This is a genomic window from Empedobacter sp. UBA7620 (assembly GCF_002484185.1).
Classification (GTDB): Bacteria; Bacteroidota; Bacteroidia; order Flavobacteriales; family Weeksellaceae; genus Empedobacter; species Empedobacter falsenii_C.
Genome location: NZ_DLJI01000009.1, coordinates 40,118 through 65,554 on the forward strand (window position 1 = coordinate 40,118; position 25,437 = coordinate 65,554).

Annotated in this window: 30 protein-coding genes, 1 other RNA gene and 1 pseudogene; 10 read left to right on the top strand and 22 right to left on the bottom strand. The window is 33.5% G+C overall.

The window, feature by feature from the left end; all coding sequences use genetic code 11:
- From rplE to rpsL, 17 genes and pseudogenes are all read right to left on the bottom strand, one after another.
- Positions 1-170, bottom strand: a pseudogene (gene rplE, locus B2217_RS01460) (50S ribosomal protein L5); the annotation flags it as partial.
- A gap of 1 nt (position 171) precedes the next feature.
- The gene (rplX, locus tag B2217_RS01465) at positions 172-486 is read right to left on the bottom strand and encodes a 50S ribosomal protein L24 (protein ID WP_038335509.1); all 315 of its coding nucleotides are present in this window, start codon (positions 484-486) and stop codon (positions 172-174) included.
- A 9-nt stretch (positions 487-495) separates the two neighbouring features.
- Complete coding sequence (gene rplN / locus B2217_RS01470; protein ID WP_019974196.1) at positions 496-864, bottom strand: 50S ribosomal protein L14; 369 nt, start codon at positions 862-864, stop codon at positions 496-498.
- Positions 865-872: 8 nt separating this feature from the next.
- Positions 873-1,127, bottom strand: a complete 255-nt coding sequence (gene rpsQ, locus B2217_RS01475; protein WP_019974197.1) for a 30S ribosomal protein S17 — start codon at positions 1,125-1,127, stop codon at positions 873-875.
- Positions 1,128-1,143: 16 nt separating this feature from the next.
- The gene (rpmC, locus tag B2217_RS01480; RefSeq protein WP_038335494.1) at positions 1,144-1,332 is read right to left on the bottom strand and encodes a 50S ribosomal protein L29; all 189 of its coding nucleotides are present in this window, start codon (positions 1,330-1,332) and stop codon (positions 1,144-1,146) included.
- A gap of 22 nt (positions 1,333-1,354) precedes the next feature.
- The gene (gene rplP, locus B2217_RS01485) at positions 1,355-1,774 is read right to left on the bottom strand and encodes a 50S ribosomal protein L16 (RefSeq protein ID WP_038335490.1); all 420 of its coding nucleotides are present in this window, start codon (positions 1,772-1,774) and stop codon (positions 1,355-1,357) included.
- Positions 1,775-1,810: 36 nt separating this feature from the next.
- Positions 1,811-2,533, bottom strand: a complete 723-nt coding sequence (rpsC, locus tag B2217_RS01490) for a 30S ribosomal protein S3 (RefSeq protein WP_019974200.1) — start codon at positions 2,531-2,533, stop codon at positions 1,811-1,813.
- 4 nt (positions 2,534-2,537) lie between these two features.
- Positions 2,538-2,954, bottom strand: coding sequence for a 50S ribosomal protein L22 (gene rplV, locus B2217_RS01495; RefSeq protein ID WP_019974201.1), 417 nt, complete (start codon positions 2,952-2,954; stop codon positions 2,538-2,540).
- Between the two features lie 9 nt (positions 2,955-2,963).
- Positions 2,964-3,242 (bottom strand): 30S ribosomal protein S19, encoded by a 279-nt coding sequence (gene rpsS, locus B2217_RS01500; protein ID WP_019974202.1) that lies wholly within the window; start codon positions 3,240-3,242, stop codon positions 2,964-2,966.
- A 3-nt stretch (positions 3,243-3,245) separates the two neighbouring features.
- On the bottom strand, positions 3,246-4,070 hold the full coding sequence (gene rplB, locus B2217_RS01505) for a 50S ribosomal protein L2 (protein WP_038335472.1): 825 nt from the start codon (positions 4,068-4,070) through the stop codon (positions 3,246-3,248).
- 15 nt (positions 4,071-4,085) lie between these two features.
- Positions 4,086-4,370 (bottom strand): 50S ribosomal protein L23, encoded by a 285-nt coding sequence (gene rplW, locus B2217_RS01510; protein WP_038335466.1) that lies wholly within the window; start codon positions 4,368-4,370, stop codon positions 4,086-4,088.
- A 10-nt stretch (positions 4,371-4,380) separates the two neighbouring features.
- Positions 4,381-5,010 carry a 50S ribosomal protein L4 gene (gene rplD / locus B2217_RS01515; protein ID WP_038335460.1) on the bottom strand — a complete coding sequence of 210 codons (630 nt, stop codon included), beginning with the start codon at positions 5,008-5,010 and terminating at the stop codon, positions 4,381-4,383.
- Complete coding sequence (gene rplC / locus B2217_RS01520) at positions 5,001-5,630, bottom strand: 50S ribosomal protein L3 (RefSeq protein WP_026357390.1); 630 nt, start codon at positions 5,628-5,630, stop codon at positions 5,001-5,003. Before rplC ends, rplD begins: the two co-directional genes overlap by 10 nt.
- A gap of 247 nt (positions 5,631-5,877) precedes the next feature.
- Complete coding sequence (gene rpsJ, locus B2217_RS01525; RefSeq protein ID WP_019974208.1) at positions 5,878-6,183, bottom strand: 30S ribosomal protein S10; 306 nt, start codon at positions 6,181-6,183, stop codon at positions 5,878-5,880.
- A 10-nt stretch (positions 6,184-6,193) separates the two neighbouring features.
- Positions 6,194-8,317, bottom strand: coding sequence for an elongation factor G (gene fusA, locus B2217_RS01530; RefSeq protein ID WP_180905902.1), 2,124 nt, complete (start codon positions 8,315-8,317; stop codon positions 6,194-6,196).
- Positions 8,318-8,323: 6 nt separating this feature from the next.
- Positions 8,324-8,800 carry a 30S ribosomal protein S7 gene (gene rpsG, locus B2217_RS01535; protein WP_019974210.1) on the bottom strand — a complete coding sequence of 159 codons (477 nt, stop codon included), beginning with the start codon at positions 8,798-8,800 and terminating at the stop codon, positions 8,324-8,326.
- 12 nt (positions 8,801-8,812) lie between these two features.
- Positions 8,813-9,196, bottom strand: coding sequence for a 30S ribosomal protein S12 (gene rpsL, locus B2217_RS01540; protein WP_019974211.1), 384 nt, complete (start codon positions 9,194-9,196; stop codon positions 8,813-8,815).
- Between the two features lie 414 nt (positions 9,197-9,610).
- Between rpsL and B2217_RS01545 the strand changes: the two genes are divergently transcribed.
- From B2217_RS01545 to B2217_RS01555, 3 genes are all read left to right on the top strand, one after another.
- Positions 9,611-10,255 (top strand): DUF47 domain-containing protein, encoded by a 645-nt coding sequence (locus B2217_RS01545; protein WP_038335434.1) that lies wholly within the window; start codon positions 9,611-9,613, stop codon positions 10,253-10,255.
- Between the two features lie 22 nt (positions 10,256-10,277).
- Positions 10,278-11,384: an inorganic phosphate transporter gene (locus tag B2217_RS01550; protein WP_260509517.1), complete on the top strand. Its 1,107-nt coding sequence runs from the start codon at positions 10,278-10,280 to the stop codon at positions 11,382-11,384.
- Between the two features lie 114 nt (positions 11,385-11,498).
- The gene (locus B2217_RS01555; protein WP_038335433.1) at positions 11,499-12,596 is read left to right on the top strand and encodes an inorganic phosphate transporter; all 1,098 of its coding nucleotides are present in this window, start codon (positions 11,499-11,501) and stop codon (positions 12,594-12,596) included.
- Positions 12,597-12,678: 82 nt separating this feature from the next.
- On the opposite strand, the gene B2217_RS01560 is transcribed toward B2217_RS01555, so the two are convergent.
- The 4 genes from B2217_RS01560 to B2217_RS01575 are packed head-to-tail and all read right to left on the bottom strand — an operon-like array spanning position 12,679 to position 16,661.
- Positions 12,679-14,394, bottom strand: a complete 1,716-nt coding sequence (locus tag B2217_RS01560) for a phospho-sugar mutase (RefSeq protein ID WP_286495354.1) — start codon at positions 14,392-14,394, stop codon at positions 12,679-12,681.
- A 9-nt stretch (positions 14,395-14,403) separates the two neighbouring features.
- Positions 14,404-15,108, bottom strand: a complete 705-nt coding sequence (locus B2217_RS01565; protein ID WP_125349699.1) for a GIN domain-containing protein — start codon at positions 15,106-15,108, stop codon at positions 14,404-14,406.
- A gap of 17 nt (positions 15,109-15,125) precedes the next feature.
- Entirely contained in the window at positions 15,126-16,088 is a 963-nt protein-coding gene (locus tag B2217_RS01570; RefSeq protein ID WP_114998995.1) for a glycosyltransferase family 2 protein, read from the bottom strand.
- 3 nt (positions 16,089-16,091) lie between these two features.
- Positions 16,092-16,661, bottom strand: coding sequence for a DUF4199 family protein (locus B2217_RS01575; protein ID WP_114998993.1), 570 nt, complete (start codon positions 16,659-16,661; stop codon positions 16,092-16,094).
- Between the two features lie 229 nt (positions 16,662-16,890).
- Here B2217_RS01575 and ffs point away from each other — a divergent pair.
- The 4 genes from ffs to B2217_RS01595 all read left to right on the top strand — a co-directional run bounded on the left by ffs (position 16,891) and on the right by B2217_RS01595 (position 21,325).
- An RNA gene (ffs, locus tag B2217_RS01580) (signal recognition particle sRNA small type) lies at positions 16,891-16,989 on the top strand.
- An 81-nt stretch (positions 16,990-17,070) separates the two neighbouring features.
- Complete coding sequence (locus tag B2217_RS01585; RefSeq protein WP_291067165.1) at positions 17,071-18,723, top strand: CTP synthase; 1,653 nt, start codon at positions 17,071-17,073, stop codon at positions 18,721-18,723.
- Entirely contained in the window at positions 18,701-20,545 is a 1,845-nt protein-coding gene (gene yidC / locus B2217_RS01590; RefSeq protein ID WP_038335391.1) for a membrane protein insertase YidC, read from the top strand. The genes B2217_RS01585 and yidC overlap by 23 nt, the downstream gene beginning before the upstream one ends.
- A 213-nt stretch (positions 20,546-20,758) precedes the next feature.
- On the top strand, positions 20,759-21,325 hold the full coding sequence (locus B2217_RS01595) for an acetate uptake transporter (RefSeq protein WP_221853941.1): 567 nt from the start codon (positions 20,759-20,761) through the stop codon (positions 21,323-21,325).
- Between the two features lie 66 nt (positions 21,326-21,391).
- On the opposite strand, the gene B2217_RS01600 is transcribed toward B2217_RS01595, so the two are convergent.
- Positions 21,392-21,706 carry a GlsB/YeaQ/YmgE family stress response membrane protein gene (locus tag B2217_RS01600; protein WP_291122015.1) on the bottom strand — a complete coding sequence of 105 codons (315 nt, stop codon included), beginning with the start codon at positions 21,704-21,706 and terminating at the stop codon, positions 21,392-21,394.
- A 119-nt stretch (positions 21,707-21,825) separates the two neighbouring features.
- Between B2217_RS01600 and glmM the strand changes: the two genes are divergently transcribed.
- The 3 genes from glmM to B2217_RS01615 all read left to right on the top strand — a co-directional run bounded on the left by glmM (position 21,826) and on the right by B2217_RS01615 (position 25,378).
- Positions 21,826-23,208, top strand: coding sequence for a phosphoglucosamine mutase (gene glmM, locus B2217_RS01605; RefSeq protein WP_291122016.1), 1,383 nt, complete (start codon positions 21,826-21,828; stop codon positions 23,206-23,208).
- Between the two features lie 92 nt (positions 23,209-23,300).
- Positions 23,301-24,680 (top strand): tetratricopeptide repeat protein, encoded by a 1,380-nt coding sequence (locus B2217_RS01610; RefSeq protein ID WP_291122017.1) that lies wholly within the window; start codon positions 23,301-23,303, stop codon positions 24,678-24,680.
- A 104-nt stretch (positions 24,681-24,784) separates the two neighbouring features.
- Positions 24,785-25,378, top strand: a complete 594-nt coding sequence (locus B2217_RS01615) for an ACP phosphodiesterase (protein ID WP_280045538.1) — start codon at positions 24,785-24,787, stop codon at positions 25,376-25,378.
- Positions 25,379-25,437 lie beyond the last annotated feature (59 nt).

Below are 25,437 nucleotides of genomic sequence, written 5' to 3' on the forward strand. Positions count from 1 at the left end.
TCAACGATTTTTTTGTCAGCTGTAGCCGCACCTAAACCTTGAGATAAAACAATTTTCTCTAATTTAGGAACTTGCATAATAGATTTGTATCCGAACTCTTCTTTAAGAGCAGCTACAATCTCTTCTTTATATTTAACCTGCGGACGAGGTGTGTATGTTGTTGTACTCATCTTAGATAGCTTTTCCTGATTTTTTAGCAATTCTTACTTTTTTCCCTCCTTCTTCTTTGATCGCTACTTTCGTTGCTTTCCCAGTTTCTGGATCTACTAAAGCCAATTTACATAAATAGATTTGAGCTTCTTTTTCAACAACTCCACCTTGTGGATTTTGTGCGCTTGGCTTTACACGTTTTTTTGCAATATTAACCCCTTCAACGATAGCTTTAGCTTTGTCAGGGAATACGCGTAACACAGTACCAGTTTGACCTTTGTTAGATCCTGATAAAACGACTACTTTGTCTCCTTTTTTAATTTTTAACTTTGCCATGTTGTTCTATTATAATACCTCTGGGGCTAATGATACAATTTTCATATATTCTTTATCACGTAACTCACGAGCAACTGGACCGAATACACGAGTACCACGCATTTCTCCTTGAGTGTTCAATAATACACATGCATTATCGTCGAAACGGATATATGAACCGTCTTTTCTACGAACTTCTTTTTTAGTTCTAACTACAACAGCTTTTGATACAGCACCTTTTTTAACGTTTCCTGAAGGTGTAGCTTCTTTGATCGCAACTACGATTTTGTCACCTACTGATGCGTATCTTCTTTTAGTACCACCTAAAACGCGGATTACTAATGCTTCACGAGCTCCTGTGTTATCTGCAACTTTTAATCTAGATTCTTGTTGTAACATAACTTATCTTATTTAGCTCTTTCAATGATTTCTACTAATCTCCATCTTTTGTTTTTAGACAAAGGACGAGTCTCCATGATACGCACTGTGTCACCTTCGTTACACTCGTTATTTTCGTCGTGCGCTGTATATTTCTTCGTTTTTAAAACGAATTTCCCATAGAATGGGTGCTTTTGCTTCTTAGTTTCAGCTACAACAATGGTTTTTTCCATTTTGTTTGATGTAACTAAACCTACTCTTTCTTTTCTTAATTTTCTTTCCATCAGTTACAGATTACTGTTATGATTGTTTTTCGTTTAACACGGTATTCAAACGAGCAATTGTTCTGCGTAAGTCTCTAATACCGATTGGATTTGCTACAGGAGAAACAGCGTTTGTCAATTTTAATTGATCGTAGTTCGCTTGTTCTTCAGCTATTTTAGCTTGTAACTCCTCAACACTTAGATTTCTAATATCTGCTGCTTTCATTTTTTCTTAATTTTTGAAATTATTAATTTTGGAAATCACGTGCAACGATAAACTTAGTCTTAACAGGTAACTTCTGAGCTGCTAAACGCAATGCTTCAGTTGCAACCTCTACTGGCACACCTCCTACTTCGAATAAGATACGACCTGGTTGTACAGGAGCTACCCAATATTCTGGTGCACCTTTACCTTTACCCATACGTACCTCTGCTGGTTTCTTAGTAATTGGTTTATCTGGAAATATTTTAATCCATAATTGACCCTCTCTCTTCATGAAACGAGTTGCAGCAATACGAGCTGCCTCGATTTGACGTGCTGTAATAAACGCTTCGTCTAAAGATTTGATCCCGAAAGTCCCGTAAGCTAATTGAGTTCCTCTGTGAGAAACACCTTTCATCTTACCTTTTTGGGTTTTTCTAAACTTTACTCTTCTCGGTGATAACATATCTACTTAATTCTTTATGTTAGTTGTTAAACTAAATTATCGCTTTCTATTATTAGATCTTTCACCTCCCTTTCTGTTGTTGTCAGATTTTTTTTGTTTTTTCTGTAATCCAACTAAAGGAGATAATTCTCTCTTACCATATACCTCACCTTTCATGATCCATACTTTGATCCCTAAACGACCATAAGTTGTATGAGCTTCTGAAATGTGGTAATCAATGTCTGCACGGAATGTAGACAAAGGAATACGTCCATCTTTATAAGTTTCAGAACGTGCCATCTCTGCACCGTTTAAACGACCAGAGATTTGAACTTTGATTCCTTCTGCGTTCATTCTCATTGCTGATTGAATTGCCATTTTAATAGCACGACGGTAAGAAATACGATTCTCAATTTGACGAGCGATACTATCCCCTACTAAGATTGCATCTAATTCTGGTCTCTTAATTTCGAAGATGTTAATTTGAACCTCTTTACCAGTGATTTTCTTTAACTCTTCTTTTAATTTGTCAACTTCTTGTCCACCTTTACCAATAATGATACCTGGACGAGCAGTAGTTACAGTTACTGTAACTAATTTTAAAGTACGATCGATGTAAATACGAGAAACTCCGGCTTTAGACAAACGTGCTCTTAAATAAGTACGAATTTTTGCATCTTCTGCAATTTTATCACCGTAATCATTTCCACCGTACCAGTTAGAATCCCATCCTCTGATGATTCCTAAACGATTTCCGATTGGATTAGTTTTTTGTCCCATATTCTTAATCTTGTACTTTTTGTTTATCTTCTTTAGTTCCTAAAACCAAAGTTACATGGTTTGAACGTTTTCTGATTCTATGTGCTCTACCTTGAGGTGCAGTACGAATTCTTTTTAATTGACGTGCACTATCAACAGAGATTTCTTTAACATATAATCCAGCTTCTTCAACATCAGCTCCTTCATTTTTGATTTGCCAGTTAGCGATAGCGCTTAATAACAATTTCTCTAAACGGATTGAAGCGTGGTTTTTAGTATATTTTAAAATACCTAAAGCTTTTTGAATTTCAACTCCACGGATAATATCTACTACTAATCTCATCTTACGAGGAGAAGTAGGAACATTATTTAATTTCGCAAAAGCTACCTGCTTGTTAGCTTCTTTGATTCTTTCGTTACTTAATCTTTTTCTAGATCCCATGGCCCTTTACTATTTTTTTCCTTTGTTTTTAGCTCCGGCATGACCTCTAAAAGTACGTGTAGGAGCGAACTCACCTAATTTATGACCTACCATATTCTCAGTAACATAAACAGGAATAAATTGCTTTCCGTTGTGTACTGCGATTGTTTGACCAACAAAATCAGGAGAAATCATTGATGCTCTTGACCATGTTTTGATCACGTTTTTGCTACCGCTTTCTACGTTAGCAAGAACTTTCTTTTCTAATTTATAGTGGATGAATGGTCCTTTTTTTAATGAACGTGCCATAAATTATTTTTTTCTTCTTTCAACAATATATTTGTTAGACGCTTTCTTCTTGTCACGAGTTTTGTAACCTTTCGCTGGAATACCGTTACGAGAACGAGGGATACCTCCTGTCGCACGACCTTCACCACCACCCATTGGGTGATCTACAGGGTTCATAACCATTGGACGAGTTCTTGGACGACGACCTTGCCATCTAGAACGACCAGCTTTACCAGAAACTTCTAACTGATGGTCTGTGTTAGAAACAACACCTACTGTTGCTTTACACTCCACTAAAATCATTCTTGATTCACCACTTGGTAACTTAACGATAGCATATTTACCATCACGCGCAACTAATTGAGCATAAGTACCTGCACTTCTTGCCATAACCGCTCCTTGCCCTGGACGTAACTCAATACAAGAGATTACTGTACCTAATGGCATGTTTTTAAGCTTCATAGCATTACCTACTTCTGGTTCTACGTTTTCACCTGAAACAATTACTTGTCCAGCTTTCAAACCATTTTGAGCAATAATGTAACGTTTTTCACCATCTTCGTAAGATAATAAAGCGATGAATGCAGTTCTGTTTGGATCGTATTGTACAGATTCTACAGTTGCAGCACCTTCTTTATCACGTTTGAAGTCGATGATACGATATTTTTGTTTGTGTCCACCACCGATATAACGCATTGTCATTTTACCAGTGTTGTTACGTCCACCCGATTTAGATTTTCCTTCAACTAATGTCTTTTCTGGCTTAGCATTTTTATCTACTGCCGCAAATTCATTAACCACTCTAAAACGTTGTCCCGGGGTGATAGGTTTTAATTTTCTTACTGACATTTTTTAATTCTTAAATTATCCGAACAACTCTATTTCTTGACCTTCAGCTAAGCTAACGATCGCTTTTTTCAACTTATTTGTTTTTCCAGTTTGAAAACCTGTTTTTGTGTAACGAGTTTTTACTTTTGGAGCAGATACTAAAGTACTAACAGAAACTACAGATACACCGTAAGTTTTTTCTACAGCTTCTTTAATTTGAATTTTGTTAGCTTTTGTGTCTACATAAAACGAATATTGCCCTAACAACTCACTGTTATTAGTTGCTTTTTCTGAAATTACTGGTTTAATTATGATTCCCATTTTCTTCGTCTTATTTTGTTAAATTTTCTTGAACTGTTGCTAAAGAACCTTCTAAAAATACGATTTGAGAAGCATTGATTAAATCAAATACATTTAATTCCTCAGTTGTAACAACTTTAACTTTTTGTAAGTTACGAGAAGATAAATATACATTGCTATTAGATTCACCTAATACGAATAATGATTTTGTGTTCTCTAATCCTAAATCAGTTAAAACAGTTTTGAACTCTTTAGTTCTTGGTGCTTCGAAAGAAAAGTTTTCAACAACTTTGATTTCATTCTCAGCTAATTTTTGTGATAAAACTGATTTTTTAGCTAATCTCTTTTGTGCTTTGTTTAATTTGAAAGAGTAGTTTCTTGGACGTGGTCCGAAAACTCTACCTCCTCCTCTAAACACTGGAGATTTGATAGAACCAGCACGAGCTGTACCTGTTCCTTTTTGCTTTTTGATTTTACGAGTTGATCCCGCAATCTCAGCTCTTTCTTTTGCTTTGTGCGTTCCTTGGCGTTGAGCTGCTAAATATTGTTTAACTTCTAAGTACACTGTGTGTGTAGAAGGCTCAATTCCGAAAACTGCCTCGTCTAAAGATACTGTTCTTCCAGTTTCTTGACCTTTGATGTTTAATACTACTACTTCCATCTTCTAACGATTACGTATGAATTTTTAGGACCTGGGATAGCACCTTTAACAATTAAAAGATTTTTCTCAGTATCCACTTTAAGTACTTTTAAGTTCTGAACAGTAACTTGTTTACCACCCATTCTTCCAGCCATACGCATTCCTTTGAATACACGAGATGGATCTGAACCAGCACCGATAGAACCTGGAGCTCTTAAACGGTTATGTTGACCGTGTGTAGCTTGACCTACCCCACCGAAACCATGACGTTTAACAACACCTTGGAAACCTTTTCCTTTTGAAGTACCTGTAACACTTACAAATTCTCCTTCGTTGAATAACTCAACGTTAACTTCTCCTCCTAATGTTAAAGAGTTTACGAATTCTTCTCCGTAAAACTCAACTAACTTTCTCTTTGGAGTAGTTCCTGCTTTTTTAAAGTGACCTTTTAAAGCATTAGTCGTGTTTTTTTCTTTTGCGTCATCGAAACCAAGTTGAGCAGCAACGTACCCATCTTTCTCTACGGTTCTGACTTGAGTAACCACACATGGCCCAGCCTCTACGATTGTCACAGGAATATTTTTCCCGTTCTCATCAAATAAGCTAGTCATCGCGATTTTTTTACCAATGATACCTGACATTTGATTAAAATATGTTAATAATTTGTTTAATATTTCAGAGAATGTGGACTTTCGACCACTAGAGATCTTCTCTAAAATTAGCATGCAAATGTATGAATTAATTTGTAAACAACAAACTTTCAATTGATTATTTTTCAAAAGTTTACAAACAGCGAAAAATATCAATCAAAGCATTCTTACAGTAATTCATAAAAAAACCCTGAGATGTGCACGTCTCAGGGTTTATATTTATTTAAAATACAGCTAACTATACTTTAATTTCTACTTCAACACCACTAGGTAATTCTAACTTCATTAAAGCATCAACTGTTTTAGATGAAGAAGAATAAATGTCTAATAATCTTTTGTGAGCTGATAATTGAAATTGCTCACGAGATTTTTTGTTAACGTGTGGAGATCTTAAAACTGTAAAGATTCTTTTGTGAGTTGGTAATGGAATTGGTCCATTAACAACAGCTCCTGTAGCTTTTACAGTTTTTACGATTTTTTCAGCTGATTTATCAACTAAAGAATAATCGTAAGATTTTAATTTTATTCTAATTTTTTGACTCATTTTTCTTGAATTAAGCGTTACCTTTTGCTTTAGCGATTACAGCTTCAGACACGTTTGTTGGTGCTGGAGCGTAGTGATCGAATTCCATTGTAGATGTAGCACGACCAGAAGATAATGTACGTAATGAAGTTACATATCCGAACATTTCTGCTAATGGAACCATAGCTTTAATAACTTTAGCGTTATTTCTATCATCCATTCCTGATACTTGACCACGACGACGGTTTAAGTCACCTACAATGTCTCCCATGTTTTCTTCTGGAGTTAAAACCTCTAACTTCATGATAGGCTCTAAGATTTGAGCACCAGCAGCTTTTGCAGCAGCTTTGTAACCCATTTGAGCAGCTAACTCGAAAGATAATTGGTCAGAATCCACAGGGTGGAAAGATCCATCTTTTAAAGTAACTTTTAACGAATCCATTTCGAATCCTGCTAAAGGTCCATTCTTCATTGCAGCTTTGAAACCTTTCTCAATAGAAGGGATAAATTCTTTTGGAACGTTACCACCTTTAATTTCTGAAACGAATTCTAAACCTACTTTTCCTTCATCTGCTGGTCCCATTTCGAAAACGATATCAGCAAATTTACCACGACCACCTGATTGTTTTTTGTAAACCTCACGGTGATTAGCTGGACGAGAGAATGATTCTTTGTACTCTACTTGAGGCTCTCCTTGGTTAACCTCTACTTTAAATTCACGTTTTAAACGGTCAACGATGATATCTAAGTGTAACTCACCCATACCAGAAATAACTGTTTGACCAGAAGCCTCATCAGTTTTTACTTGGAATGTTGGATCTTCTTCAGCTAATTTAGCTAAAGCCATACCTAATTTATCAACGTCAGCTTTCGTTTTAGGCTCAACTGCGATACCAATTACTGGATCTGGGAAGTCCATAGACTCTAATACGATAGGTGCTTTTTCATCACATAAAGTATCTCCTGTTTTAATATCTTTGAAACCTACTGCAGCTCCAATATCACCTGCTTCGATTCTCTCGATAGGCTCTTGTTTGTTCGCGTGCATTTGGAAGATACGAGAAATACGTTCTTTGTTACCAGAACGAGTATTTAACACGTAAGATCCAGCGTCTAATCCACCTGAATAAGCACGGAAGAATGCTAAACGACCTACGAATGGGTCAGTAGCAATTTTAAATGCTAATGCTGCGAATGGCTCATCAACTGAAGGCTTTCTTGTGATAGGCTCGTCAGTTTTTGGGTCAGTTCCTGGGATCGCTTCTTTATCACTTGGTGATGGTAAGTAACGACATACAGCATCTAACATGAATTGTACACCTTTGTTTTTGAACGAAGATCCACAAGTCATTGGGATGATAGACATGTCTAATGTTGCAGCACGTAATGCAGCGTGAACTTCTTCTTCAGTAATAGAGTTTTCGTCCTCCATGTACTTCTCTAATAAGTTCTCATCATACGCAGCTACTTCTTCAATTAATTGACCACGGAATTGTCTTACATCATCAACCATATCAGCTGGGATTTCAACAACATCAAATGTAGAACCATGATTCTCATCATGCCATACAATTGCACGATTTTTAATTAAATCTACAACTCCTTTAAAGTCTGCTTCGTCACCGATTGGTAATACAATAGGAACAGCGTTTGATCCTAACATTTCACGTACTTGACGACATACATTTAAGAAGTCAGCTCCTTGACGGTCCATTTTGTTAACGAAACCTAAACGAGGAACTTTATAGTTATCTGCTAAACGCCAGTTTGTTTCAGACTGAGGTTCAACTCCATCTACTGCTGAGAATAAGAAAACTAAACCATCTAAAACACGTAAAGAACGGTTTACCTCTACTGTAAAGTCAACGTGACCAGGAGTGTCGATAATATTAAAGTGGTATCCTTTAGCGTCTGGTAATGGTTTACCTTGTTCTGTTGGGAATGTCCAATCTACTGTTACAGCTGCAGAAGTAATTGTAATACCTCTTTCAGCCTCTTGCTCCATCCAGTCAGTTGTAGCTGATCCTTCGTGAGTTTCTCCAATTTTGTGATTCTTACCTGAATAGAATAAGATACGCTCTGTCGTTGTAGTTTTTCCTGCATCGATGTGAGCAGCAATACCAATGTTTCTTGTGTATTTTAAATCTCTTGCCATCGTGTATTAGAATCTAAAGTGAGAGAATGCTTTGTTAGCTTCTGCCATTTTGTGAGTATCTTGACGTTTTTTAACGGCAGATCCTTCTTCTTTAGCAGCTGCAATAATTTCTCCAGCTAATTTTTGAGCCATCGATTTCTCGTTTCTGTTACGAGAATATTTGATTAACCATTTCATTGCTGTTGAAATTTTACGGTCTGGACGAATTTCCATTGGAATTTGGAATGTAGCTCCACCAACACGGCGAGAACGTACTTCTACGTGAGGCATTACATTAGATAATGCTTCTTTCCAAATGTCTAATGAAGTTTTTTCTGCATCTTCTTTACGAGAATCTACGATTTCTAACGCATCATAGAAAATTTTGAATGCTACAGATTTTTTTCCGTCGTACATTAAGTTGTTTACGAAACGAGTTACTAACTGATCATTAAATTTAGGATCTGGAAGTAAAGGTCTTTTTTTAGCTCTTGTCTTTCTCATCTTACCTTAAATTTATTTTTTAGCATCTTTAGGACGTTTCGCTCCATACTTACTTCTACGTTGAGTACGTCCGTTTACTCCCGCAGTATCTAACGCTCCACGTACAATGTGGTAACGCACACCTGGTAAATCTTTAACTCTACCTCCTCTAACCAATACTATCGAGTGCTCTTGAAGATTATGACCTTCACCACCGATGTACGCGTTAACTTCTTTCCCGTTTGTTAATCTAACACGAGCAACTTTACGCATTGCTGAGTTAGGTTTCTTAGGAGTTGTAGTGTAAACACGTGTACAAACACCGCGGCGTTGTGGACATGATTCCAATGCAGCCGATTTACTCTTCTTGGTTAGTTTTTTTCTACCTTTTCTAACTAATTGTTGAATTGTTGGCATACTAATTAAATTTCCTTTTAAATTTGGATTAAACCCATTTTTTGGGCATGCAAAACTACAAATAATTTATACAAAAACAAATAATAATGGATTTATTTTACATTGATTTATAATTTTTTAAAGAATTATAAACTATATTTTACAGAATTTTAATTCAAGAATAACAAAACAAGTAAATTATCAATAAACCTAATTTTTGATAAGTGATAGTATCTTATCTACATCTATTGACAACAAAATTTATTAAAACTTTATCCTATATTATTTTTCTCTAAGCTAATAACTTTTCGTATTTTTAATTAATCTGAATATCATATAATTATCGATATATTTTAATAAAAACGTTCGCATAATATTTATTTAATGTTAATTTTACATTAGAAAAATTAATTTTGCACTTCAAAACATTATTGAATGTCGGTAAACTCATTTTTTAAATTATTTACTCCGAAGGATAAAGTATTCTATCCTTTGTTCGAGGAAGCTTCAAAAAGTTTAATCAAATTAGCTGAATTGTTACATGAATGTGTAAACGCTCCAGTTGAAGAACGCGAAGATTACATCGCGCAAATTTCTAAGATAGAAAGCAAAATTGAATATCTTACTCAAAAAACAAATTTAGAGTTAAGCAAAAACTTTATCACACCTTTTGACAGAGAAGATATTTATCAATTAGTAAAATCTATCGATTATGTTGCAGATAATTTAAATGGAGCAGCGAATCGTATCAATATTTATCAAGTAGATAAAATTACAAAATCTATCCGCAAAATTACAGCTGTTAACTTAGAGGCTTGTCAATTAATCGGAGAGGGAATTGAGCAATTGAAAGATTTGAGAAACGTAAATCGTATTTACGAAATATGTGAACGAATCAATAAATTAGAAAATAAATCGGATCGTATTTTTGATAAAGCAGTTCAGGAAATTTTCGAAAACGAAACTGATGTTAAAAATATCATCAAGTATAAGGAGGTTTTATCTTCATTAGAATCTGCAACAGACAAGTGTAAAAGTGTTGCTAACGTATTGGAAGCTGTAGCGGTAAAACATTCATAACCAAAACTTAATCTAAAAGATTATGACAGATTTTTTTTCAGCGTTTTCGAGCATGTTATCGTCTACGCCAGGAATGTTATTGATTACTATTATCGTCTTAGCTTTTGTTTTTGATTATATTAATGGTTTTCACGACGCCGCAAACTCAATTGCTACAATTGTTGCAACTAAGGTTTTAACGCCTTTTCAAGCTGTACTTTGGGCTGCCGCATTCAACTTTGCTGCTTACTTTATTTCAGTTTATTGGATTGGAGAATTTAAGATTGGTAACACTATTGCAAAGTCGATTAACGAGCATTTTATTACACTAGAAGTTATTTTAGCTGGAATTATCGCTGCAATTTCTTGGAACTTATTAACATGGAAGTTTGGTATTCCTTCTTCTTCTTCTCATACATTAATTGGTGGTTTCATTGGAGCTGCATTAGCTCACGCCGGTGGTTTTTCTGCTGGTGGAGAAGATGTAATTGTTTACAAAAAAGTAATTCCAATTATTTGCTTTATCGTATTAGCACCATTAATTGGTATGATTATCGCCTCGATATTAACCATAATCACGCTTCATATTTGCAAAAGAGCCAAACCTGCAAAAGCAGAATGGTGGTTCAAGAAATTACAATTAGTTTCTTCTGCTCTTTTCTCTTTAGGACATGGTATGAATGATGCGCAAAAAGTAATGGGTATTATTGGAGCAGCGGTTATCTTTTATCACATTAATGTCGATTTTGATCCGGCTTATGTACAAGCAGAAGATAAATTCCAGTATTTCGTAGCGCATTGGATGTGGGTTCCTATTACATCGTTTGTTGTTATCGCATTAGGTACAATGGGTGGTGGATGGAAAATCATCAAAACGATGGGTTCTAAAATTACAAAAGTAACGCCATTGGAAGGTGTAGTTGCTGAAACTTCTGGAGCAATGACGCTTTATATTTCTGAGCATTTCGGAATTCCAGTTTCTACAACGCATACAATTACAGGTTCTATTATTGGTGTAGGTTTAACGAAACGTGTATCTGCAGTTCGTTGGGGAGTTACAATCAGTTTACTTTGGGCGTGGGTTCTTACTATCCCAGTCTCTGCATTATTAGCTGCATTAATCTACTACATCGTAACATTATTTGTTTAAAAATAACAATCAATATCATTAATATTTAGGAGCTTTTATTAGCTCCTTTTTTATTTTTGAAATAATTTTCGAAATTGATAAATGATAAGTTTAATAAAGTTTTAAATTTGCGCCATGCAATTAACTGTATTATTTATCATTATCGGCTTAGCCATTTTATTTGATTTCTTAAATGGTTTTCACGATGCCGCAAACTCTATTGCAACGGTTGTTACTACAAAGGTTTTAACTCCTATTCAAGCCGTTATATGGGCTGCATTCTTCAATTTTGTTGCTTTCTTCATTGCCAAATTTATCATTGGAGAATTTGGAGTTGCAGACACAATCGCAAAAATTATTAAAGAAGATGTTGTCGTCGCATTTGGATCCAATCCATCTATCGTTGTTATGGCGGCGCTTTCTGCAGCAATCACTTGGAATATTTTAACTTGGAAATTAGGAATCCCTTCCTCTTCATCTCACACCTTGATTGGTGGTTTAGCTGGAGGTGCATTAGCTGCAACAGGTTATGATTTTTCTGCTATTAACAGTACGATTATCTTAACGATTATCGCTTTTATTTTGGTTGCACCAATTATTGGTTTAGTCGCTGGTAATGTTATTTACATCATCACGCTGAATCTTTGTCGAAATGCAAAACCACATAAAGCAGATGCTTGGTTCAAGAAATTGCAATTAGTTTCTTCTGCGATGTTGAGTATTGGTCATGGTTTGAATGATTCTCAAAAAGTAATGGGAGTGATCACGTTTGCTTTACTTGCTAATCAAACTGCAATTGTTAATACGGATATGAATGATTGGATTTTGAATGATGTTTTCAATTGGAAGCATTGGTTCATCACAACAAGTAGTACTGATATTCACGATTGGGTTCCGATTATGTGTTTCTCTGCAATTGCTTTAGGAACTTTAGGTGGCGGAATGAAAATCCTAAAAACGATGGGAAATAAAATTACAAAAATTACTCCTATCGAAGGTTTCACTGCTCAAACAGCTTCAGCTATTACATTATTTTTTACTGAACATATCAAAATGCCAGTTTCTACAACTCACGTGATCACAGGATCTATTATTGGTGTTGGAATGGTAAAAAGAGTTTCTGCCGTTCGTTGGGGAGTTACAATTAGTTTATTATGGGCTTGGATTTTGACAATTCCAGTTTCTGCACTTATTGCAACAGGATTTTATTATCTATTTTCGATGTTTTTCTAACATTAAAAATTTAATCATATAAAAAATGGCTGTCAAAATTGACGGCCATTTTCTATTTATTTTAATATTTATTCTTGAATGATTATTTGCTAAAATCTTCTTTCAATAAATCGATTTTCGCTAACAACGTTTGTTGAACAGCTGGATAATCTTCTTTGTTAGAAAGTGAAGCATTTACAGAGAAATAATATTTAATCTTTGGTTCTGTTCCAGAAGGACGACAAGCTACTTTACTTCCATCCTCTGTATAGAAAATCAATACATTTGACTTTGGTATCTCAATCGCTTTTTCTTCACCAGAAATTAAATCTTTGTCGATAGAAGATTGAAAATCTTTTACACGAACAACTTTAGATCCTGCTAATTCTTTTGGAGGATTTGATCTAAATTCAACCATCATTTTAGCAATTAACTCTGCACCTTCTTTTCCAGGTTTTACAATACTAATTAAATCTTCTTGATATGCTTTTCCGATTTCAAGATAGATTTCCATTAATTTATTGTACAGAGAACTTCCTTTTGCTTTTTGTACAGCAGCAATTTCAGAAACCAATAAAGCTGTTGTAACAGAATCTTTATCACGGATAAAGTCTCCAACCATAAATCCGAATGATTCTTCTCCTCCTCCAACAAAACTTTCTTTGCCTTCGAATTTGCGAATCATATCAGCAATCCATTTGAAACCTGTTAATCCTACTTTACAATCAACATTGAATTTCGCAGCAATATCATAGAAAATATCAGACGTTACGATTGTCGATCCGATAAATTCATTTCCAACTAATTTCCCCGATTTTTGCCATTTTTCTAATAAATAATAAGCCAAAACAGTATTCATTTGGTTACCATTTAATAAAACAATTTCACCTTCATTGTTACGCGTTGCAACACCTACACGATCCGCATCAGGATCTGTTCCAATCACAACATCAGCACCAATTTCATTCGCTAAAGTAACTGCCATAGTCAAAGCCTCTGGTTCTTCTGGATTTGGCGATTTTACTGTTGGGAAATCTCCACTTGGAATTGCTTGTTCAGCAACTTGATGAACTTGAGTAAAACCAGCTTTATCAAAAGCTTTTGGCGTAATTGCAACGGCAGTTCCGTGAATAGAAGTAAAAACAATTTTTATATCTTCCTTACCATCTTGTGTAAAACTTCCGTTCGCTACACATGCATCAATAAAAGCTTCATCAATTTCTTTACCTATATACGTTAACAATGCATCGTTACCTTGAAATTTGATTTCTTCTACTTTTACATTATTTACTTCATTAATAATTTCTCCATCTTGTGGCGGAACAATTTGCGCTCCATCATTCCAATAAACTTTGTAACCATTGTAAATCGGAGGATTGTGGGAAGCTGTCAACACAATTCCAGCATCACAACCTAAATGACGAACTGTAAAAGACAATTCTGGCGTTGGGCGAAAAGATTCAAACAAATAAACGTTGATTCCATTCGCAGTCAAAACATCGGTAACCATTTTTGCAAACGTATCCGAATTGTGACGAACATCGTATGCAATCGCAACTTTTTTCTCTTTATTCGGAAATTGTTGATTAATATAATTTGCTAAACCTTGCGTTGCTGCACCAAGTGTATATTTGTTTAAACGATTTGTTCCAACACCCATTATACCACGCATTCCTCCTGTTCCAAACTCAAGGTTTTTATAAAAAGAATCGTCTAATTCGGTTGGATTATTATCAATTAAATCTTGAACAGCTTTTCTTGTTTCCGCATCATAAGCGTCAGAAAGCCATAATTTAGCATTATCTAAACTTGAAGTCATTCTTATCTTTTATTTTTTTAATACTTGGGCGCGGTCGGCAATTTTTGTATCCTTATTAGGATCGCCCATAAAATTTACAATTGAGTTTCCTTTTGCAGAACCATATAAGGTTTGGCGTGCATTGATGTCTAATAAAGCGTTATCATCTGTTGTGAAATTAGCTTCATTGACCTCGTATTTGAATAAATTCAATTGTGCTTCGCCATAAGCTTTCACTTTCATAGTTCCAGCAGTTCCTTCTAACATAATATTAGATTGATCATCTGCTTTCAAATCAAAGTTGTTTGTAATCAAAAAAGTTTGATTAATTCTCGCTTGATCTTTCGCAGAGATAGTCAATTCATCAACATTCAATGTTCCAGAAGTAGTCAAAGAAGTTTGTTTATTTGCATCAATCTTTTCTAAATCTCGTGTCACATAAACGTACAAATCATAGGCACTATAATGGTCTACATTTGATTTTTCTTTGATTGTAACCGCATTATTTTTTGCTTCAACTTCTAAATTATCAATAATATTTTGATGCGATTCTACTTTAACTCCAGATTTATTTCCTGGAACTAAAATAACATTACAATTACACGAAACGCTCAAATCTTTGATATTATCAGCTGTATATTCTTTTTGAGCCGTTGCAGCACCTTCTCCATCAATTGATGATGAACACGAAGTTGCAACTAAACCTAAAAATCCTAATAAAAATATTTTCTTCATAGTAGTTGGTTATTTAATTAGTTTAAATTCAATTCTTTTTGAACTAAATACAATTGTTTTTCGCGATTATTGCGAACAATTAACTCGCCCAAAAATCCCGCCAAAAATAATTGCGTTCCTAAAATCATAAAAACTAACGAAATATAAAAATAAGGACTATCTGTGATTAATCTGGCTGGTGTATGGGAAATATAAACTTTATATAATTTCTCGATTCCTAAATAAAATGAAGCGAAAAACCCTAAAATAAACATCAATGTACCCAATAAACCGAAAATATGCATTGGTTTATTCCCAAACCTTGACGCAAAGAAAAGTGTAATCAAATCCAAGAAACCATTTACAAAACGATTTGCTCCAAATTTTGAAACACCATATTTACGCGCTTGATGTTTTACTTTTTTCTCAATAATTTTCGAATATCCCGCATTTTTCGCTAAAACAGGAATATAACGGTGCATATCACCATACAATTCGATATTTTGCGTTACTTCCCAACGATAAGCTTTCAAACCACAGTTAAAATCGTGCAATTTTACACCAGAGGTTTTACGTGCTACACCATTGAATAATTTCGAAGGAAGATTTTTTGTCAATTTATTATCTTGACGATTTTCTTTCCAACCCGAAACAATATCTGCTTTTTGGTTTTTCAGCATTTTGTATAACGACGGTATTTCCTCAGGAAAATCTTGTAAATCTGCATCCATAGTAATCACAACATCACCTTTCACTTCTTTAAAAGCCGCGCTAAGTGCTGGAGACTTACCATAATTTTTACGGAATTTAATTCCTTTCACTTCTGTATTGAAGTTGGCAATATACTCTATAATTTGCCACGAATCATCTGTACTCCCGTCATCAACGAAAATAACTTCGAATGTAAAATCATTCTGTTCACAGACTTTTTTGATTCTGTAGAATAATTCCTCTAAGGAATCTTGTTCGTTCAGTAAAGGAACAACAACTGAAATATCCATATGTTAAAAAACACGTTTTTTTAAGAATTGTGAAAACATCGCTGCAATTGCGATGTAGAAAGATAAGAAAATTGAGGATAATCCGAAGAAGTTTTTCACAGTAAATAAATTAAGTGTTTTATAATCATCCGAATTTCTAAATGTTTCGATATCTTTTGCGACTTTTGGATCAGACATATTAGACGTAAAAGTATCTAATAACCCTTGTTTCAAACTATCTTGTGCCCATTCTCCATAAGTATTGAAGAATACAAAAATAACAATCAAACTCATGATTCCTGCAAAGAAAATCGTGTAGAAACCAACTTTAAAACCTTCTTTGAAAGTCATTAATTCTTCTGAAGTTTGATGATTTTTTGCTTTATTTTTCGATAAATTGAAAATTATTAAAAAACAATATAATGCATACAAAGGTAATACAATAAAACAGCAAATCATGAAGCTGTAAGTGTAATAATCTTTTACAGAAACTGTTCCGTTTAAAGAAAAATAAAAGTAAAGCGCGAAAAACAATGCTAATGTAATTGCTGTAAGCACCAAAGAGTTTTTGAAAATTTTATTAAAACTAATCATTCTGCAAAGATAATTATATCTCGTAATTCTTTCTCTATTAAATTGTATGATTTAAAAAGGAATTTATCTTCATAAATTCTTTTCTTCAATTATTTTTTACAATATCAATTACTTTTTTAGTTCTAATTTTTATTTGTAAATCAATCTATTAATTCAATCAGACCTAAGCAACAAGAAAGTTTTTTCAATAAACACTTTTATTTTTACAAAACTTTCTTACCTTTGCATCAGGCAAGTCCTACACAACCAGCTCCTGTTGAATCCTCCAGGACGGGAACGTAGCAAAGGTATACGGTCGTAGCGGTGTGATGTAGATCGCTTGCCTATTTTTATTTTTCTAAATTTCACTCCCACTTTTTTTTACCCCATTATTTATTCGTAAATTTGCAACCATTGATTTAAAGATTCAATGGAAACAAACAAAGCACCAAAGTACATTTTCGTTACCGGAGGAGTAACATCGTCGTTAGGAAAAGGAATCGTAGCATCATCATTAGGAATGCTACTAGAAGCAAGAGGATATAGAGTAACAATTCAGAAATTGGATCCCTATATAAATGTAGACCCAGGAACACTTAATCCTTACGAGCATGGAGAATGTTACGTTACGGAAGACGGTGCAGAGACCGATTTAGATTTAGGACATTATGAGCGTTTCTTGAACCGAGCAACATCTCGTGCTAACTCAGTTACTACAGGTCGTATTTATCAAACAGTTATAGAAAAAGAACGTCGTGGAGATTATTTAGGAAAAACAGTTCAAGTTGTTCCTCATATCACAAACGAAATCAAACGTCGTATCAAATTATTAGGTAATACAGGTGATTATGATATCATCATTACTGAAATTGGAGGTACGGTTGGAGATATTGAGTCTTTACCTTATATCGAATCTATCCGTCAGTTAACTTGGGAATTAGGAGAACACAATTCTTCTGTTATTCACTTAACATTAGTCCCTTATTTAGCTGCTGCGGGTGAATTAAAAACAAAACCTACTCAACATTCTGTTCGTACATTAATGGAAAATGGTATTCATGCCAATGTTTTAGTTACACGTACAGAGCGTCATTTACCAAAGGATGTAAAAGCTAAATTGGCTTTATTCTGTAATGTTCGCAAAGAAAATGTGATTGAAAGTATGGATGCAGACACAATTTATGAGGTTCCATTCTTATTACATGAACAAAATTTTGATGAAGTTGTTTTAAAAGGCTTAGATTTGCCAACTGATCAAGAACCAGATTTTACAGTTTGGAACAAATTCTTATCAAATCATAAAAATCCTAAAAACGAAATCGAGATTGCTTTAGTTGGTAAATACGTTTCGTTACACGATTCTTATAAATCAATTACAGAAGCATTTACACATGCTGCTGCAACTTGCGAAACGAATGTAAAAGTTCGTTGGGTATATTCTGGCGATATTACAGAATACAATGTTGGAGAGCAATTGAAAGGAGTTTCGGGAATTTTGATCGCGCCAGGTTTTGGAGATCGTGGTATTTTAGGTAAAATAATTGCTGCAAATTATGCACGAAGAAATAATATTCCAACATTAGGAATTTGTTTGGGAATGCAAATTATGGCAATCGAATTTGCGCGTAATGTTTTAGGTTACGAGAAAGCAGATTCAGCAGAAATGGATTTAACAACGCCTTATCCTGTTATCAGTTTGATGGAAGATCAAAAAGATGTTTCGGACAAAGGAGGAACAATGCGTTTAGGAAATTGGAAATGTGAATTAACTCCTAATTCAAAAATTGAGAAAATTTACAACACAACCGAAATCTTAGAACGTCATCGTCATAGATACGAATTCAACAATGATTTTTATGATGAATTTGTTGAAAACAATTTTATTCCAGTTGGTAAAAATCCTGAAACAGAATTAGTAGAAATTTTAGAACATAATCAACACCCATATTATATAGGTGTACAATTCCATCCGGAATATAAAAGTACAGTTGCTTCGCCACATCCTTTATTTATAAGTTTTATCGAAGCTTCTTTATTGAATAAACAAAATGATTTATTAAATGCAACAAGAGAAAAAATTTGATTTTAACCAAACGATTGGTTTTATTTTAATTGCAATTCTTTTTGGCGTATTCTATTTTCTAAACAAACCTTCGGAAGCGGAGGTCGAAGCACAGAAAAAAGAATTAGTTCAAAAGCAAGAGCAAGCGAAAAAACAGGAACAATTAAATAAAACAGCTACAACACAAGCTTTTCAAACTGTAGATCCTACATTAGCAAAAGATGTTGAAGTTAGTAATGATAAATTAAAAGTTACTTTTTCGCCAAAAGGAGCTCAAATTTCTGACGTACAAATCGTTGGATATACAGCTTACAATGACAAAAAAGATGGACATAAAGATCCTTTACATTTGATAAAAGATGGATCAAGTAAGTTCAATTTATCATTCAAAACAAAACAAGGAGCTGTTCTTAATGTTTCGGATTTAGTATTTGTGCCTCAAGTACAGAAAAATGCGAACAATACAATTGTGACGTTTACAGCGAATGCTCAAAATAGTCAAATTCAATACATCTATACATTAGGAGATTCTTATGGTATCGATTTCGAAGTTAAAACGCAAGGTTTATCTAACATCACTTCTGAGAAAAATGTAGATTTAGCGTGGACAATGGACGGTTTCAGTACTGAGAAAGGGAAAGATCAAGAGAAATATTGGTCACATACTTATTTTCAGTTCAAAGGAAACAAAGACATCGAATACGAATTATTTGGTTCTGACGAATGGGAAGAAGAGGAAGCTATTTCTTGGGTAGCCAACAAACAACAATTCTTCGCAACAGTTTTATCAAATGATGAAGGGTTTAAAACAACAAAAGGTGGTTCTAAAAACTCTGATAAAGAGGATTTAACTTATAGTAAACACTATCACTTAAACTCTAAATTAGAGTTGAAAAATAGTGAAATCAATTCTAAATTCACATGGGATTTTATTCCATTGGATTATAAAATGTTGAAAGATTACAACGACAAAGGATTCCAAAACTTAATTGACTTTGGTTGGGGATTATTTGGTTGGTTGAATAAATATTTCTTCTTGAATGTTTTCAAATGGTTAGCTTCTGTAGGAATCACTTACGGATGGGTAATCTTCTTGATGACAATCGTTGTAAAATTGATTTTATCTCCAATTATGTACAAACAATACCGTCAATCTGCATTGATGAAAGTTGTTCGTCCAGAGTTGAATGAAATCAACGAAAAATACAAGGATCCAAAAGATGCGATGAAGAAGCAACAAGAAACAATGGCAATTTATCGTAATGCAGGAATCAATCCATTAGCAGGATGTTTACCAGCATTATTACAAATTCCTATTTTCTATGCGTTATTCCGTTTCTTCCCGAACTTAATCGACTTGAGAGGTGTTCCTTTCTGGTTCGTAGATGATTTAACAGCATTCGATGATTTAATCAAATTACCAGAATGGGTTCCATTCCTTAATGGTCACTTAAGTGTATTCGCTTTATTATACATTGTTGCAATGATGATTTATTTTAAAGTTTCTGGATCTATGGATAACTTCCAAATGCCACAACAAGAAGGAATGCCAAACATGCAATTCATGAAATACATGATGTATGTAATGCCAGTTTTCTTCTTTGTATTCCTTAACAATTACGCTTCAGGTTTATCTTGGTATTATTTAGTATCCAATGCGATTAATATTTTCATCGTGTTATATATTAAGAAATATATGATTCACGAAGCGAAGATTCATCAAATCATCGAAACAAATAAAACGAAACCTAAAAAAACAGGTAAGTTTGCTTCGAAAATGCAAGAAATGATGAAACAAGCTCAAGAAATGCAAGAGCAACAACAAAAGAACAAAAAGAAATAATCACATTATATTTCAAATTCAAAAATCCGTTAATAATAATTAACGGATTTTTTTATTTATTTAAGACAATAAAAATTTTAGTAACCAATTTATTAAATATCAATAATTTATTCATTTAAAATACTTTTGTAGTGTACGTTACACACTTTTTATGAATAAATTCTTTTTTATTTATTATTTTCAGATTATTATTGTCTAAAAATAATAAATAACATGAATAATATTTACTCAATTAAAGACCAAACAGCAAATCCTGGACCTTTAGGATTATTTGGTTTTGCAATGACAACTATTTTATTAAACATACACAATGCAGGTTTTTTCCCTGTTAATAGTATGATTATGGGAATGGGTGTTTTCTTTGGAGGCGGAGCACAATTTGTGGCTGGCGTTATGGAATGGAAAAAAGGAAACAACTTTGGTAGTATTGCATTCATGTCTTATGGCGCTTTTTGGTTAACACTTGTATTTACATGGTTAGCACCAATGTTTGGCGTAGAAAAACCAGACGGAAATGCGATGGGATGTTATTTAGGAATGTGGGGATTATTTACATTAATCAACTTTTTCCAAACACTAAAAGGCAATTTGGTTGGTAAATTATTATTCGGATCGTTAACCTTACTATTCTTTTTATTAGCAGCAGGAAACTTTACAGGAGATCAAAGCATTTTACATTTTGCTGGTTGGACAGGAATCATCTGCGGATTTATTGCTTTCTACGAAGCTTCTGCAATTATGATTAATCAGAAATACGAGAAAAACATTCTTCCTTTATAAATAATATGAACAAAAAAAATCCTTTATCAGTCTCTGATAAAGGATTTTTTTTATAATTGTAATGAATTATTTATTAAACATTGGAGCTAATAATTTTTTCCAGATAAATAATAAAATTAATGATCCTAAGATTGAAAAAATCCAATCCAATGGACTGAAAAAACTTACTTCTCCATCATGAGAAATTCCTAAAATTGTACGCATATACGCTCCTAAATATGCACCAACAATACCTATAAGTGCAGTTACCCAAAATCCTCCCGGATCTTTACCTGGCATTATTGCTTTAGCAATTCCAGCACAAATTAAACCGAACACTAAATATACCAAAAAGCTCCAAACTACGGTAATACCTAACATAATAAATGAAGTTGTCATCATAATTAATACTATTTTTTATGGTTTTAAAAATTGTTAAGTAAATCTTAACTAAAATCGTTCCAAAAAGATAAGAAAAGTTTTTGTAATTTGTAAATTTGTAACACTATAAAATAAAATTTATGTCTCTAATCAAATCTATTTCAGGTTTTCGTGGAACAATCGGAGGAAAACCAGGAGATAATTTAACTCCAATAGACGCTGTAAAATTTGCAGCAGCTTACGGAACTTGGCTTAAGAATCAATCAAATCAATCAGAATATAAAGTAATTGTAGGGCGTGATGCTCGTATTTCTGGACAAATGGTTTCTCAATTAGTTTGTTCAACTTTACAAGGATTAGGAATTAATGTTGTCGATTTAGGTTTATCTACAACGCCAACTGTAGAAGTTATGGTGACACATTTGCATGCAGATGGAGGAATTATTTTAACTGCTTCTCACAATCCAAAAGAATGGAATGCGTTGAAATTATTGAATGCAAAAGGAGAATTTGTTTCTGCAACAGATGGTGCGCAAATTTTAGCTTTCGCAGATAAAGATGATTATACATTTGCTAAAGTTGATGATTTAGGTTCTTATGAAACTTTTGATGATGCAATTGATTTACATATCGAGAAAATTTTGGCTTTGCCATTAGTGAATGCAAAAGCGATTCAAGAGAAAAATTTCAAAGTTGCGATTGACGCAGTAAATTCAACTGGAGGAATTGCAATTCCTAAGTTATTACAACGTTTAGGTGTAATTCATTACGATATGTATTGCGAACCAAACGGGAATTTTCCACATAATCCAGAGCCTTTAAAAGAACATTTAGGTGATATCTGTAAAAAAGTAATCGACGAACAAGCTGATTTCGGAATTGTGGTAGATCCAGATGTTGACCGTTTAGCAATTATCGATGAGAAAGGTGAAATGTTTGGAGAAGAATACACATTAGTTGCAGTCGCAGATTATGTATTGTCAAAAACGCCTTCAGCAACAGTTTCTAACTTATCTTCTTCTCGTGCATTACGCGATATTTCTGAAAAATATGGTCAAAAATATTCACCATCAGCAGTTGGAGAAGTAAATGTTGTAGTTGAAATGAAAAACGTTGATGCTAAAATTGGTGGAGAAGGAAACGGTGGTATTATTTATCCAGAATTACACTACGGGCGCGATTCTTTAGTAGGAATTGCTTTATTCTTGACATATTTAGCTGAACAAGATAAATCAGTTTCTGAAATTAGAGCTTCTTTTCCAGCATATTTTATGGCGAAAAAGAAAATCGAATTAACACCAGAAATCAATGTTGACGAATTGTTAGTTAAAATTCAGGAAGTTTACAAAAACGAAGAAATCAATACAGTTGATGGAGTTAAAATTGATTTTCCTACTGAATGGGTTCATTTAAGAAAGTCAAACACAGAACCAATTATTCGTATTTATACTGAAAGTACCTCAGAAGAAAATGCAAATAAATTAGCTGATAAAATGATCGAAAGCATAAAAAATATCATCTAAAACAATCTATTTTAATTGTTTAACAAATGTGCAAAACTCTAACAATTCGTTATGATTTTTGCACATTTTATTTTGTAAATTAGTCTATCACTATGGACGAAGATTTTTTTAATAACGAGCTAATTGAAGGTTTTGAGCAAATGCTTGATAATCGTGAATATAAGTATTACGATTCGGAGGATTTGGTCGAAATTATTGAGTTCTATCTTGAAGTAAATGATAGCGAATATGCAAAACGTTCGTTGGATTTTGCAGAAAAAATGCATCCTGAAAATATAGATATCAAAATCAAGAGAATTGAATATTTTCTTACAATTGAGGATTTAAAAAAAGCTGCAAAACTCATCAAAGATTTAAAAGATTTAGCCGCAAACGAGTTAGATTATCTTCTTGTACAAGCGCGATTTTGGGGAATGAAAAATATGCCTCGAAAAGCGATAAGTTTTTATGAAGAAGCTTTGCAAATAGACGACGAAGAAACCGATTTTATTTGCAATAGTATCGGAAATGAATATTTGAATTTAGATGAAGTTCATTCTGCATTGATTGCTTTCAGAAAAGCATTGAAATTCAATCCAGAAAACGATTATACTTTCTACTCTATTATTCAATGCTACGAAGAAATTCATAATCCTGATGAATGCATCGAGTTTCTAAAAGATTTTATTGACGATAATCCATATTCGGAAGTTTCTTGGTTGCAACTTGGTCTGTTGTACAATCACAAAAAAATGTATGACGAAGCTATAAATGCGTTAGATTACGTGCTTGCGATTAATCCTAACTCTATTGTTGGTCATGCTAACAAAGCAGTTTCTTTAGAAGAATTAGGAGAATACAACAAGGCAATAGAAACATTAGAAGAAACATTAGAATTTGATGATTCGCCTGCTGTTACGCATATGAAAATTGGTGAATTGTATGAAAAGTTAGAGAAACCACAAAAAGCGTTGAAAGCTTATCATATTGCGATAAAAGAAGATCCGCAATTGGATAAAGTTTGGGCAAAAGCAGCTTCGCTTTACAACAAATTAGAAAATATTGAAGAAGCCGAATATTACATTCAGCGAGCGATAGAATTGAATGGCGATAATTACGAATATTATACAGATTCAACTTACTATTTTCTGAAACAAATGAAGTTTGAGGAAGCTATAAAAAACCTTTCGAAATTGGTTCAATTAAAGCCTTTAGTTTTCCATACTTGGTTTGCTTACGTCGAAACTTTAATTGCTGTTGGCGAATACGAGGAAGCGATTGCAGTCTTATTAACAGGCGCTTTAAAGAATTTTAATCGTGCCGAATTTTTCTATCAATTGAGTAATGTCTATTATATTACAGAGCAAGATCAATTAGGAAATGAAGCGTTGCAAAATGCATTAAGTTTGGATCGAAATTTAAAAGATTCTATGATCGAATATTATCCGATTTTAGAAGAAAAAATCAATCAAATTTCTGGAAATAACGAATAAAAATATAATTCTTAAGCCATCTTTTTTAGATGGCTTTTTTCTTCACAGTAAAATAACACAGGTTTATTCAAAAAAACTTAACTTTATGATACTAAACAAGCCTTATGAACTTTGTCGCACATCAATATTTATCTTTCGGAAATCAATCGCTTCAAATTGGAAATTTGCTTGGTGAAACTGTAAAGGGAAAACAATATTTAGATTTTCCAGAAGATATTCAGAAAGGCATTTTATTGCATCGTTCAATTGATACATTTACAGATTCTCACGAAACTGTCAAACAAAGTTCAAGTTATTTTCACGAAACACAACACAAATTTGCACCAATTATTATTGATGTGATTTATGATTATTTTTTGATTAAATATTGGAATAATTATTCTGAAACTCCTTTCGAAAAATTCAAATCAGATTGTTATCAATTATTTAAGGATGAATACAATTCGCTTCCAAAAAAACTACAAGAAATCATTTTTTATTTGTTGAAATATGATTGGTTCGAAAATTATTCGACCATAGAAGGCGTTCAAAAAACATTAAAAGGAATCGGAAGTCGAGCAAAATTTGAGAATAATTTACATCAAATCATTCCCGAATTTGAAAAAAATTATGCGAATCTAGAAACTGATTTTCTATCATTTTTTCCTCAAATCCAAACGCATTGCAAGAACTTTGTATTCATTGATTCTCAAGTCTAAATTTCATTTTAAGAATTCGATAAAATTCATTAGTTTAGGGCTGTAAACAAACAGAAAAC

What these genes read in the sequence shown, in the direction of transcription:
- rplX (WP_038335509.1), bottom strand. Translation starts at nt 486, where the DNA reads ATGGCAAAGTTAAAAATTAAAAAAGGAGACAAAGTAGTCGTTTTATCA.
- rplN (WP_019974196.1), bottom strand. Translation starts at nt 864, where the DNA reads ATGTTACAACAAGAATCTAGATTAAAAGTTGCAGATAACACAGGAGCT.
- rpsQ (WP_019974197.1), bottom strand. Translation starts at nt 1,127, where the DNA reads ATGGAAAGAAAATTAAGAAAAGAAAGAGTAGGTTTAGTTACATCAAAC.
- rpmC (WP_038335494.1), bottom strand. Translation starts at nt 1,332, where the DNA reads ATGAAAGCAGCAGATATTAGAAATCTAAGTGTTGAGGAGTTACAAGCT.
- rplP (WP_038335490.1), bottom strand. Translation starts at nt 1,774, where the DNA reads ATGTTATCACCGAGAAGAGTAAAGTTTAGAAAAACCCAAAAAGGTAAG.
- rpsC (WP_019974200.1), bottom strand. Translation starts at nt 2,533, where the DNA reads ATGGGACAAAAAACTAATCCAATCGGAAATCGTTTAGGAATCATCAGA.
- rplV (WP_019974201.1), bottom strand. Translation starts at nt 2,954, where the DNA reads ATGGGATCTAGAAAAAGATTAAGTAACGAAAGAATCAAAGAAGCTAAC.
- rpsS (WP_019974202.1), bottom strand. Translation starts at nt 3,242, where the DNA reads ATGGCACGTTCATTAAAAAAAGGACCATTCATCCACTATAAATTAGAA.
- rplB (WP_038335472.1), bottom strand. Translation starts at nt 4,070, where the DNA reads ATGTCAGTAAGAAAATTAAAACCTATCACCCCGGGACAACGTTTTAGA.
- rplW (WP_038335466.1), bottom strand. Translation starts at nt 4,370, where the DNA reads ATGGGAATCATAATTAAACCAGTAATTTCAGAAAAAGCAACTAATAAC.
- rplD (WP_038335460.1), bottom strand. Translation starts at nt 5,010, where the DNA reads ATGGAAGTAGTAGTATTAAACATCAAAGGTCAAGAAACTGGAAGAACA.
- rplC (WP_026357390.1), bottom strand. Translation starts at nt 5,630, where the DNA reads ATGTCAGGTATCATTGGTAAAAAAATCGCGATGACTAGCTTATTTGAT.
- rpsJ (WP_019974208.1), bottom strand. Translation starts at nt 6,183, where the DNA reads ATGAGTCAAAAAATTAGAATAAAATTAAAATCTTACGATTATTCTTTA.
- fusA (WP_180905902.1), bottom strand. Translation starts at nt 8,317, where the DNA reads ATGGCAAGAGATTTAAAATACACAAGAAACATTGGTATTGCTGCTCAC.
- rpsG (WP_019974210.1), bottom strand. Translation starts at nt 8,800, where the DNA reads ATGAGAAAGACAAGAGCTAAAAAAAGACCTTTACTTCCAGATCCTAAA.
- rpsL (WP_019974211.1), bottom strand. Translation starts at nt 9,196, where the DNA reads ATGCCAACAATTCAACAATTAGTTAGAAAAGGTAGAAAAAAACTAACC.
- B2217_RS01545 (WP_038335434.1), top strand. Translation starts at nt 9,611, where the DNA reads ATGTCGGTAAACTCATTTTTTAAATTATTTACTCCGAAGGATAAAGTA.
- B2217_RS01550 (WP_260509517.1), top strand. Translation starts at nt 10,278, where the DNA reads ATGACAGATTTTTTTTCAGCGTTTTCGAGCATGTTATCGTCTACGCCA.
- B2217_RS01555 (WP_038335433.1), top strand. Translation starts at nt 11,499, where the DNA reads ATGCAATTAACTGTATTATTTATCATTATCGGCTTAGCCATTTTATTT.
- B2217_RS01560 (WP_286495354.1), bottom strand. Translation starts at nt 14,394, where the DNA reads ATGACTTCAAGTTTAGATAATGCTAAATTATGGCTTTCTGACGCTTAT.
- B2217_RS01565 (WP_125349699.1), bottom strand. Translation starts at nt 15,108, where the DNA reads ATGAAGAAAATATTTTTATTAGGATTTTTAGGTTTAGTTGCAACTTCG.
- B2217_RS01570 (WP_114998995.1), bottom strand. Translation starts at nt 16,088, where the DNA reads ATGGATATTTCAGTTGTTGTTCCTTTACTGAACGAACAAGATTCCTTA.
- B2217_RS01575 (WP_114998993.1), bottom strand. Translation starts at nt 16,661, where the DNA reads ATGATTAGTTTTAATAAAATTTTCAAAAACTCTTTGGTGCTTACAGCA.
- B2217_RS01585 (WP_291067165.1), top strand. Translation starts at nt 17,071, where the DNA reads ATGGAAACAAACAAAGCACCAAAGTACATTTTCGTTACCGGAGGAGTA.
- yidC (WP_038335391.1), top strand. Translation starts at nt 18,701, where the DNA reads ATGCAACAAGAGAAAAAATTTGATTTTAACCAAACGATTGGTTTTATT.
- B2217_RS01595 (WP_221853941.1), top strand. Translation starts at nt 20,759, where the DNA reads ATGAATAATATTTACTCAATTAAAGACCAAACAGCAAATCCTGGACCT.
- B2217_RS01600 (WP_291122015.1), bottom strand. Translation starts at nt 21,706, where the DNA reads ATGATGACAACTTCATTTATTATGTTAGGTATTACCGTAGTTTGGAGC.
- glmM (WP_291122016.1), top strand. Translation starts at nt 21,826, where the DNA reads ATGTCTCTAATCAAATCTATTTCAGGTTTTCGTGGAACAATCGGAGGA.
- B2217_RS01610 (WP_291122017.1), top strand. Translation starts at nt 23,301, where the DNA reads ATGGACGAAGATTTTTTTAATAACGAGCTAATTGAAGGTTTTGAGCAA.
- B2217_RS01615 (WP_280045538.1), top strand. Translation starts at nt 24,785, where the DNA reads ATGAACTTTGTCGCACATCAATATTTATCTTTCGGAAATCAATCGCTT.